The sequence below is a fragment of the Pseudomonas sp. S44 genome, from assembly GCF_016624805.1.
Lineage (GTDB): Bacteria > Pseudomonadota > Gammaproteobacteria > Pseudomonadales > Pseudomonadaceae > Aquipseudomonas > Aquipseudomonas machongensis.
In genome coordinates, this window is the sequence record NZ_JACVTY010000001.1 from 114,844 (window position 1) to 124,796 (window position 9,953).

Sequence of the window (9,953 nt, forward strand, 5' to 3'; positions counted from 1 at the left end):
AATCCGGTTCTGTTTTTTTCAGGCGGGTGTCAGCTCCTCGACGACCTTGCCGGCTTCCAGCCTCACGAGCTGGTCGGCCATGTCGAAGTAGCGGTCATCGTGGGAGATCACGATGATGGTCTTGCCCAGGCGCTTGAGGTCCGGGAGCAGCTCGGTATAGAAGATGCGACGGAAGGTCGGATCCTGGTCGGCGGCCCATTCATCGAAGACCAGCACCGGGCGTTGTTCGATCCAGGCATTGACCAGCGCCAGGCGCTTGCGTTGCCCGGTGGACAGGTCGGTGGTGCTGAACTGGCCGTCACTGACCTTGACCTTGTGGGCGATTTCCAGGCGCTCCAGGTACTGGTTGGCATCCTCGGGAATCGCCTGGTCGCCCTGCACCAGGTCATCGAACAGGTAGTAGTCGGCGAAGACCGTGGTGAACAGTTGGCGGTAATCGTCCCGCGATTCGGCATCCACGGCCTTGCCATTGACCTTGATCTGGCCTTGCTGGGGAGCATAGAGCCCCAGCAGCAGCTTGATCAGAGTGGTCTTGCCGCAGCCGTTCTCGCCGACGATGAACACGATGTCGCCTTGGGCAATCTTCAGGTTGACCGGCCCGAGGGTGAAGGGGCGGGCACCGCCGACCGCCGGGAAGGCAAAGCCGACATCGCTCAGTTCCAGGCTGTGCACCTGTGGTGCGGCTTGACCGGAGTCGGCCAGCAACAGGTGAGGCTCCGGGGTGGCGAAACGCTCCGACAGCTCGGCAATACGCTGGAAGGCAATGCGCGCCCGGCCAATGATCGGCAGGGTGCTGATCAGGTGCTCCAGCGGCCCTTTCATGTACAGCAGCACCAGCACGAAGCCGCTCATGACGCTGGCATCGGCACTGGGCCAGAGCGATTGCAGTACCAGGGCCAGGCCGATGACCACGAAGAACAGCATCGAGCCCAGGCTCTTGGCGACCACGAAGGTGTTGATCGAGCGTGTCTGCAGATCGCGGATCCGTTCGGCCGTGTCGCTGATGCCGTGCTGGAACATGCGCTGGCGGCGCGGGCGGTGGATCCGCAGCTCCTTGGCACCGGCGGCGATTGCACTGTAGTGCTTCTGCAACTGGTCTTCGGCATCGCGCGCCGCCATGAACCCACGAATACCACGGGACTGCGCCACCGACTGGATGGCGATGCCAATGGCCAGCGCAGCCAGCATCATCAGGAACATCGGCCAGGACAGCATCGCCAGGTAGCCCAGGCAGCCCAGGGTGACGGTCAGCGAAATCGCCAGTGGCGCGAAGGCGAAAGCGAAGTCGCTGATGGTGTCCACGTCATGGGTAAGAACCGGGATCAGGCGGTGGCTGCGAAAGCGCTCGATCTGTTCGATCGGTGCCGCCAGCACCTTCTCGCCCAGCTCCTTGCGCAGCTTGGCGATGATGTGCTGGCCCACCTGGTTGGTGCCGATGTCGGAGAGGATGCTGCTGACCAACGCCAGGGCACACAGCCCGACGAAGCCCAGCACCAGCCCCTGGCTCAGCCCGCCTTCGGTGTGCAGCCCGTTGTTGATGGTGGCCAACAGGGCGGTGACGCTCAGGCCACCGACCATGCCCAGGGCAATCGACAGGGCGACCACCGGCCAGAAGGGCCGCAGCAGCGTCAACAGCTCACGCACGGCCCCACGGGGTTGTTTGCTCATCGGAAGGTTCCTGTCTTCAGGCGCTGGTCATGCGCAGCGCGGCGGGGGCGTTGCTGGCCTGCTTGCCCAGATGCTGATAAAGCGACTGACCGATTTCTGCGGCACGTGACGGCAGCACCGACAGCAGGGTGTCGCTGAGCCCATGCGAGGCTTCGCAGAAGCCTTGCAGGTAGACGCTGGCACCGAACTCGGGGCTGGCCAGGGCGCGGTAGTCGCGGTCGACCTCGAAGTCTTTCAGGTGCTGCTGCAGCGGAGCCAGCAGCTCGCGATGGGAGCGGCGCTCGTAGCCGGTGGCGAGGATCACCGCGTCGTAGCGGTGGGTCTGGCGAACGTCGGTGGCCAGGTCGCGCAGGGTCAGCTCGATGCCTTCTGCGGTGTCCACCACCGTTTCGATGGTGCGTCGGCACAGCACGGCATGGCGGTACTGATGGGCGACTTTCTGGCGGTACAGGATGCCGTAGATGCGTTCGAGCAGGTCGAGGTCGACCACCGAGTAGTTGGTGTTGTGGTACTCGCCGATCAGTTTCTCGCGTTCGGCGTGCGGCTGGTTGAACACCAGGTCTGTGTACTCGGGGGCGAAGATTTCGTTGACGAACGGGCTGTCGTCGGCAGGCTTGAGTGCCGAGGCGCGCAGGATCATGTCGACCTTGACCGACGGGTAGCTGTCGTTGAGGTCGATGAAGGCCTCGGCGGCGCTCTGGCCCGACCCGATCACGGCGATGCGCATGGGCTTGCCGCTGTTGCACGGCAGTTGCTGCAGGGCGCTCAGGTACTGGGAGTGGTGGAACACACGCGGGTCGTTCTTGAACGGGCGGAAGGCATCGGGAACCTTGGGCGTGCCGCCGCTTCCGACCACCACCGAGCGGGCCCGGCGCTGGTGCTCCTGGCCGTGCTGGTCACGCGAGACCAGGCGCAGGTGATCGACCCGGCCATCACGCAGTTCCGGTTCGATGCGCAGCACTTCCTCGCCATACACCGCCTGGGTGGCGAAATGTTCGGCGGCCCAGCGCAGGTAGTCGTTGTACTCCAGGCGGCAAGGGTAGAAGGTGCCCAGGTTGATGAAGTCGGCCAGGCGCTGCTTCTGGTGCAGATAATTGACGAAGCTGTAGGGGCTGGTGGGGTTGCGCAGCGAGACCAGGTCCTTGAGGAAGGAGATCTGCAGCTCGCTCTGGGTAGCCAGGGTATTGCCGTGCCAGCGGTAGTCGCTCTGCTTGTCGATGAACAGCGCGTCGAGGGCGTGGCCGTTGGTTTCGGCGAGCTCTTCCAGGGCAATGGCCAGTGCCAGGTTGGAAGGGCCGAAGCCGACGCCGATGAGGTCGTGGATTTTGTCGGGCGAAGAGGTCTGGCTCATGGTTGCGGTTCCTTGGATGGTCGAGTGGGGGCGCCGCGTGGAGCGCCCCGAGTCCTGCGCAAGTACACCGATAGGAACGAGCCGAGGGTGGGAGAATTTACCGCCGCGTGGCGCCTCAGAGCTCGCGGACTACCCGAAAACCAAGCCAGTCGCCACGGTCGTCGCGAACCGTGGTGTTGCGGTTGCCCGAACGCGAGAAGATCGGCGCTTCACCCCAGTCGTTGCCACGGATGGAGATCTGCGTGCAGCCCGCCTCGGTGCGCGCGCTGCCGTCGGCGGGGGCGCCGACATAGCTGTCGTGGTAGCAGTCGGCGACCCATTCGTAGACATTGCCGTGCATGTCGTAGACGCCGAAGGCGTTGGCCGGGAAGCTGCCGACCGGCGAGCTGAAGCTGTAGCCATCCTTGGGGCCGTAGACGTTGGCGTTCTTGCTGATCTCGAGGTTGGCGTCCGGCTCGAACGGGAACATGCCGGTGCTGCCGCCGCGTGCGGCGTATTCGCGCTGGGCTTCGCTGACCATGGCGTAATGCTTGCCGGTCTTCTTCGACAGCCAGGCCACATAGCGCTCGATGTCGTCGTAGCTCATGCACACCGCCGGCTGGCGAGGGCCTTGCGGGTAGCTGGGCTTGCTATTGGTGCAGCGCCGTCCGGGGCGGTCGTCGCCGTCGGCGATGACGACGCCGGTGGCCTTCTGGTAGTCGGCCCATTCACCGGCGGTGATCTGGAAGCGGCTGATGGCGAATGGCTTGGCGAAGGTCACAGGGTGCTGCGGACCTTCGTCATCCTGGCGACCCATCTCGTCGGGCGGGGTGCCCATGGTGAAGGTGCCGGCAGGCAGCACGACCATTTCCGGGCAGGTCCTGGCGCAGTCGCGGAACACTGTGCCGGGCTTGTCCGACGGCTGCGCGGCCAGGGCCGGCAGGCTGCAGGCGGCCAGCACGGCGGCCAGGGTGAGGCGGTGCAGAGGTGTGCTCATGGAAGATGCCTTGTTCAAAGTTGCTGGGTAATCAGGTGCATGACCCGGTCGATCTGCTGTTCGTCGTTGAGCAAACCTGGCGCCAGGCGGATGACGGGGCCAACGTCGCGCTCCACGGCATCGCACATGACCTTGCCCGCGATCAGCTTGGCGGCGAAGGCATCCGGGTCCTTGCCGGGCACGCGGAAGAAGGTGAAGCCTGCCGAGAACTGAGCGCTGCGCGGCGTCACCAGTTCGATGCGGCGGTCTTCGAGCAGGCGCTCCTTGAGCAGGGCATTGAGCTGGTGGATGCGCGCCTGCACATCGGCCTTGCCCAGTTGCAGGTGCAGCTTGAACGCCTCGCCCAGTGACCAGCGGTATTCGAAGGCGTGGTAGCCGCCGGGGGTCATGATGGTGGCGAAGTCTTCATCGCGGGAGAAAGTGGCGACGCTGGGGGTCAGGTGATCCATGCCGGTCGAGGCGGCGCAGATGATGCCGGTGCCGCGCGGGCCGAACATCCACTTGTGGGTGCCGGCGATGAAGTAGTCGCAGTTGAAGTCGGCGAAGCGCTGGTTCTCCACGCCGAAGCCGTGCACGCCGTCGACCACATAGAGGATGCGCTCGGCTTCACTGCGGTCGCGGTTGTGGCGGCGCACCAGTTCGCCGATCTCGCCGACCGGCAGCTTGACGCCGCTGCTCGAGTGCACCCAGGTCATGCCCAGCACGCGGGTCTCTGGGCGGATATTGCGCTCCAGGGTTGTCAGCACCTGGTCGGTGGACACTTCCCATGGGTTGTCGAACAGGCGGATCTTGCGCACCTGCGTACCCTCGCGCTGGGTGCGGAAGGCCAGGGTCTTGTGGGTGGAGTAATGCTCGTGCTCGGTGGTCAGGATCTCCTGCTTCGCGCCGACCTGCAGGCCGCCATAGATCATGGCCAGGCCTTCGGTGGTGCTGCCGGTCAGGGCGATCTGCCGCGGACCGACCTCCAGATAGCGTGCAGCCCAGTCACGCACTTCGTCCTCGCGCTGCCATTCGTACTGGCTTTCCCAGTCCATCAGGGCGGCGGGGTTGCGGTCGAGGTCGGCGCGGTGGCGGTCGATCGCTTCCTGCACCGGCCGCGGGTGGGCGGTGACCAGGAAGTTGGCGAAGTGGGCGATGTCCGGGTCCAGCGGGAACAGCGTGCGCAGGTTGCGCCATTTGTCCGTGCCGGTGAGCGTTGCTGGCGACGAGGTTGCAGCCAGGGCGCCAGGCAGCAGCGGCAGGCTCGCGGCGACCAGGCCGGCCTGCTTGAGAAAGGTACGACGGTTGCTCATGCGGGCAGGCCTTGATCAGTGTTGGGTGGTGGCGACAGGTTGACCGGCTTTTTGCACCTGGTCCCAGACCCGCAGGAAGTTGCCGGCCCAGAGCTTGGCGATATCGGTTTCGCTGTAGCCACGGCTGAGCAGCTCGGCGGTGACGTTGCGAATCTCGCTGACATCCTTCCAGCCATCGAGGCCGCCGCCGTCGTTGAAGTCCGAGCTGAGGCCGACGTGGTCGATACCCACCTTCTTCACCGTGTAGTCGATGGCGTCCGCGTACTGCTTGAGGGTCGCCTTGGGTTCTTCTTCAAGAATTCCGTACAGGCTGCTGGCGTACTCGCCGAAACGTGATTCAGGCCAGATGGCGATCACCGCATCGCCCGGCATCAGGGCATTGGCCAGGCCCTGCAGGGGTTGCAGGTCGAAGCGCGCACGCAGCGCCTCGAGTTTTTCCAGCACCGGCTTGCCCAGGGGCTTGAGGTATTGGCCGAAGCCCACCACCTGGATCACGCCGCCGCTGTCCTTGATCAGCTGCATTTCCTTGTCGGAGAGGTTGCGCGGAATGTCCACCAGCGCCCGCGGCGCCGAATGCGAGGCCACGATCGGCGCGCGGCTCAGGCGCACGACGTCTTCCAGTGCCAGGGTCGACATCTGCGAGACATCGATGATCACGCCCAGGTCGTTGAGGCGCTTGACCGCCTGTTCACCCAAGGGCGACAGGCCGCCCAGGGCGTCGGCGGTGTCGTTGAAGAACGGCAGCGGGCGCGAGGAATCGGCCCAGTCGTTGTTGCCGGTGTAGCTGAAGCCGAACATGCGCATGCCGCGTGCTGCCCACAGGTCGAGCTGCGACAGGTCATGGCCCAGCGGGTAAGCGTTGAGCATGCTGATGAAGATGGCGAACTTGCCTTCGCCGTTCAGGCGCCGGAAGTCGTCGGGGTTATAGGCGATACCGACCTGGTTGGGGAAGTCGCGGACCATGCCGCTGATGATCTTGTAGCGCACTTCCTGCTGCTGGCGCGCCTCGTCGACGAAGCCTGGGGTAGGGCGGTGCGGGGCGTTCGGGCCGTTCCAGATTTCCGGCCAACCGAAGATTGTGAGGGCCGCACCGGAAAGACGACCGCGGTTGGCCTTGACCAGGTCGAACTGCCCCGGGCCGTCCTTGTCGATCTCGTTGCCGGTGCTGCCCAGGTCCAGCGGCACCGTGATGTGGCTGTCGAACGAGAGCATGTGCTCATGCAGTGCGTTGGCCTGTTCGACGATCTTGTGCGGGTAGCCGGCATCCTGGCGTTGCCAGTAGAAATAGCCGGCGGCACTGCCCAGGGCGGCCACCAGGGCCAGAGGCAGGCCTATATACAGGGCTTTGCGGGAACGGGTCTTGGTCATTGCCATCTCGTTGCAGGGCTGATCGCAACCGCCTGGCGGGCGAAGGAGCCGCCGGGCAGGGTTCGGGTATCAGGTGGACGAATGGCATAGGGCGAGATTTACGTGCAGCAGCGGCTTTGCCCGCGAAAAGCGCGCCTGGGTGGGTGGCACAGGCCATGACGCGCTTAGATCGACAGGCGCACCATCCGGTTGTCCAACGGCTGCTCCGGTGCGCGGCGCTTGTTCACCACCAGCTCACCGATGGCGATCAGCCGCGTGCGCGTGACGTTGCGCGACAGCCCCAGCAACTGCGCGGTATGCACCTGGTTGTAATGGCAGAAGTGATAGGCCGAGCGCAGCAAGGCATTCTCCACCTTCTCGTACAGGTCTCCCGGCTGCTCCTCGTACAGCCGGCTGAACGCCTGCTGCAGCAGTTCATCGATGCCGCCGTCCTTGCTGGCAGAGGCCGGCGAAGGCAGATCGTCCTGACGTTCCAGGCGCAGGTTCGACAGGCGCAAGTCGCGGGCATGGATCAAGCCGTCGCCGCAGGTCAGCAGACTGTGATGAATCACGTTCTCCAGCTCGCGGATGTTGCCCGGCCAGCTGTAGGCCACCAGCTTGGCCTGGGCGTCGGCTGCCAGTTCCACCGGGCCGTAGCCCAGGCGCTCGCTGTAGCTGCGGATGAAGTGGCGCGCCAGCGGCAGGATATCGCCCGGCCGCTCGCGCAGCGGGTGCAGCGAGAGGGTGACGACGTTCAGGCGGTAGTACAGGTCTTCGCGAAAGTGCCCGGCGTTGATGGCCTTTTCAAGTTGCACGTTGGTGGCGGCCAGCACGCGCACATTGATCGGGATGCTCTTGCGTGACCCCAGGCGTACCACTTCGCGTTCCTGCAGCACACGCAGCAGCTTGACCTGGATGGGCAGCGGCAGGTCGCCGATTTCATCGAGGAACAACGTGCCGCCGTTCGCCTCCTCGAACCAGCCGGCCTTGGACGCAAGGGCGCCGGTGAAGGCGCCTTTCTCATGGCCGAACAGTTCGGCCTCGACCAGCGACTCGGAAAACGCGCCGCAGTTGACCGCAACGAACGGGCCGTCGCGGCGGGCACTGAGGTTGTGGATGTGGCGTGCGACCAACTCCTTGCCCGTGCCGGTCTCGCCAATGATCAGGACGCTGGCCTCGCTGGGAGCGACCTGTTGCAGGTGGGCGAGCAGCGCCTGCGACCTGGGGTCTTCGAAGACCTGTGCGGTCGCCCTGATCGAGGTAGCCAATGACGGTGAAGGGGGGAGGGTCAGCAATTGCATGGACGTGCCTTTAGGAATAGAAGGACGGGGCAGGGCGTTTGTCGTTCAGCGCCCACTCGCCCAGTTCATGGATGCGATAGTCCACCGGGTCGTGCAGGGTCTGGGTCCTGAGGTTGCGCCAGTGCCGGTCGAAGCGCAGTGAGGCATGGGTGGCGCGGGCGCCGGTGACTTCGAACAGACGGTTGCAGATGTCCAGCCCATGGCGCGTTGCGGCAACCTTGGCGGTGCCGATGGCCAGGGCCAGGTCGCCACGCGCCTCGGCGCTCAGGTTGTGCTCAAGGGCCCAGGCCGCATCGAGCTGGTCGCAGGCGCGGCGGATCAGCAGGCGCACGCTTTCCAGGCCGACCCAGAACTCACCATAGTGGCGCAGCACATAGGGGTCTTCGCGGCTCTCACTGGCGCTGGAGCGGAACCAGGGGCGACTTTCCTTCAGCGTGTACTGGCGCGCTTCGTCGAAGGCGCCTTCGGCGATACCCAGGAACAGGTTGGCGAAGTGCAGTTGCGCGATCAGCGGACGCAAGGCGGCGAACGGCGTGCTCAGCGGGCCGGGATCGAGCAGCAGTTCGTTGTGCTCGACCCGCACCCGTTCGAAGGTGGCGCTGCCGCTGTCGGTCTGGCGTTGACCGATGTTGTCCCAGTCACCGTGCAGGCTGATGCCGGTACGACCACTGGGGATTGCGGCGATCAGCAATTTGCCGCCGGCGCGTTCGTCCACCGCCGAGGCGATGAGCATTTCCGAGTCACTGGCGCCGGAGCAGAAGCTTTTCTTGCCGGAAAACTCGCACCACCCCTCGAAGTGCTTGACCTGGGTGCGCGTGTCCAGCGGGTTGAGGGCATTGCCCCAGAACCAATGCTTGCGCGCAGTCTGTTCGAACCAGGGTTGCCATTGGTCAGGGCGTGAGAACAGGCGCACGGTGGCCAGCATCAGGTGGTGGAAACCGAACACGTGAGCAATGGAGCTGTCGACCCGGGCGAACTCACGCACCACATCGAAGGTTTCACGCCAGGTCGCCCCTTGGCCACCGAAGGCCGTGGGGATGGCCAGTGACAGCAGGCCGCTGTCGCGCAGGGCATCACGCTCGGCCTTGGGGGTGCCGCCGCGTTCGTCGCGTTCGACAGCGGTGAGGGCGAATTGGGCGGCCAGGTCGTGGGCAATGGCCAGTGCCGGGCGCGTGGTGGGTGTCACGGGTGCATTCATGGTGGTCACTCAGGCACTCTTGCGCAGCTGATGGTGAGGGGCGAACAGCGGTACGGCACGCTCGGCGGCCAGACCGATGCGCGCAGCCAGAGCATCACTGGAAACGCGATAGTCCTGCAGCTCGGCCTGGCTGGCATAGACGCCGATGGGCAGGGTCAGTGCCTGCAGGAAACTGAACAACGGGCGCAACTGATGATCCAGCACCAGCGCGTGGCGCTCGCTGCCGCCGGTGGCTGCCAGCAATACCGGGGTGTCCACCAGGGCGTCCTGGCCGATCAGGTCGAACAGGTGCTTGAAGTGCCCCGGGAAGCTGCCCCGGTAGACCGGAGTGGTCACCACCAGCAGGTCGGCCTGTTCGATGTGCTGCAGTTGCTGCTCGACGGTGTCGGGCAGTTCGCTACGCCACAGTGCCGCACCCAGTGGGCGGGCAATATCGCCCAGCTCGATGAGGTGCGGCCGGATGTGCAGATGCTGGCCAAGTTCGGCGAGGATGGCTTCGGTCAATGCCAGGGTGCGCGAAGGGCGGGAAGTACCACCGGAGAGGGCAACGACGTTCAAGGGGGTGCTCATGGCGAGTCTCCTGTTCGGGTGAGCGGGGGACTTTGCTTGAGCAATCGTCGTGCCGAAGTTTCGATTCCTTTTGAATCAACGAGTTGCCGCGATTTCTGCGACAACGGCCGTGTTGCCAGAGCAGCGGGGTGTTGATCGGGTGTTGCGCTGCAAACAGTTGGCCAGTGTTGGCTGCTGTACAGTTCGAAACGTTATAGAGGAAGTTTCAAACGCATAAAAGAAATAAGAATTCATATTCTTATTCCTTTTT

At 64.7% G+C, this 9,953-nt stretch carries 8 protein-coding genes; all 8 read right to left on the reverse strand.

The features are described 5' to 3' along the window. Positions 1 to 18: 18 nt before the first annotated feature. The 8 genes from IAE40_RS00530 to msuE all read right to left on the reverse strand — a co-directional run bounded on the left by IAE40_RS00530 (position 19) and on the right by msuE (position 9,703). Positions 19 to 1,668 (reverse strand): cyclic peptide export ABC transporter, encoded by a 1,650-nt coding sequence (locus IAE40_RS00530; protein WP_197890849.1) that lies wholly within the window; start codon positions 1,666 to 1,668, stop codon positions 19 to 21. A 16-nt stretch (positions 1,669 to 1,684) separates the two neighbouring features. After that, positions 1,685 to 3,019 (reverse strand): lysine N(6)-hydroxylase/L-ornithine N(5)-oxygenase family protein, encoded by a 1,335-nt coding sequence (locus IAE40_RS00535; protein ID WP_153773697.1) that lies wholly within the window; start codon positions 3,017 to 3,019, stop codon positions 1,685 to 1,687. 115 nt (positions 3,020 to 3,134) lie between these two features. Beyond that, entirely contained in the window at positions 3,135 to 3,995 is an 861-nt protein-coding gene (locus IAE40_RS00540) for a formylglycine-generating enzyme family protein (RefSeq protein WP_153773696.1), read from the reverse strand. 14 nt (positions 3,996 to 4,009) lie between these two features. Continuing rightward, positions 4,010 to 5,287 (reverse strand): pyoverdine-tailoring periplasmic protein PvdN, encoded by a 1,278-nt coding sequence (gene pvdN, locus IAE40_RS00545; protein ID WP_200602389.1) that lies wholly within the window; start codon positions 5,285 to 5,287, stop codon positions 4,010 to 4,012. Positions 5,288 to 5,302: 15 nt separating this feature from the next. After that, a complete protein-coding gene (pvdM, locus tag IAE40_RS00550) occupies positions 5,303 to 6,655 on the reverse strand; it encodes a pyoverdine-tailoring dipeptidase-like protein PvdM (protein ID WP_197890852.1) in 1,353 nt (450 codons plus the stop codon). 164 nt (positions 6,656 to 6,819) lie between these two features. Further along, positions 6,820 to 7,935, reverse strand: coding sequence for a sigma-54 interaction domain-containing protein (locus IAE40_RS00555; RefSeq protein ID WP_054890660.1), 1,116 nt, complete (start codon positions 7,933 to 7,935; stop codon positions 6,820 to 6,822). A 10-nt stretch (positions 7,936 to 7,945) separates the two neighbouring features. Further along, positions 7,946 to 9,133, reverse strand: coding sequence for an acyl-CoA dehydrogenase family protein (locus IAE40_RS00560; RefSeq protein ID WP_151924639.1), 1,188 nt, complete (start codon positions 9,131 to 9,133; stop codon positions 7,946 to 7,948). 9 nt (positions 9,134 to 9,142) lie between these two features. Next, the gene (gene msuE, locus IAE40_RS00565) at positions 9,143 to 9,703 is read right to left on the reverse strand and encodes an FMN reductase (protein WP_054890659.1); all 561 of its coding nucleotides are present in this window, start codon (positions 9,701 to 9,703) and stop codon (positions 9,143 to 9,145) included. Positions 9,704 to 9,953: the final 250 nt, after the last annotated feature.

Excerpts from the sequence above, each read along its gene's own strand:
- pvdM (WP_197890852.1), bottom strand. The coding sequence starts at position 6,655 with ATGACCAAGACCCGTTCCCGCAAAGCCCTGTATATAGGCCTGCCTCTG.
- IAE40_RS00535 (WP_153773697.1), bottom strand. The coding sequence starts at position 3,019 with ATGAGCCAGACCTCTTCGCCCGACAAAATCCACGACCTCATCGGCGTC.
- IAE40_RS00560 (WP_151924639.1), bottom strand. The coding sequence starts at position 9,133 with ATGAATGCACCCGTGACACCCACCACGCGCCCGGCACTGGCCATTGCC.
- pvdN (WP_200602389.1), bottom strand. The coding sequence starts at position 5,287 with ATGAGCAACCGTCGTACCTTTCTCAAGCAGGCCGGCCTGGTCGCCGCG.
- msuE (WP_054890659.1), bottom strand. The coding sequence starts at position 9,703 with ATGAGCACCCCCTTGAACGTCGTTGCCCTCTCCGGTGGTACTTCCCGC.
- IAE40_RS00555 (WP_054890660.1), bottom strand. The coding sequence starts at position 7,935 with ATGCAATTGCTGACCCTCCCCCCTTCACCGTCATTGGCTACCTCGATC.
- IAE40_RS00540 (WP_153773696.1), bottom strand. The coding sequence starts at position 3,995 with ATGAGCACACCTCTGCACCGCCTCACCCTGGCCGCCGTGCTGGCCGCC.
- IAE40_RS00530 (WP_197890849.1), bottom strand. The coding sequence starts at position 1,668 with ATGAGCAAACAACCCCGTGGGGCCGTGCGTGAGCTGTTGACGCTGCTG.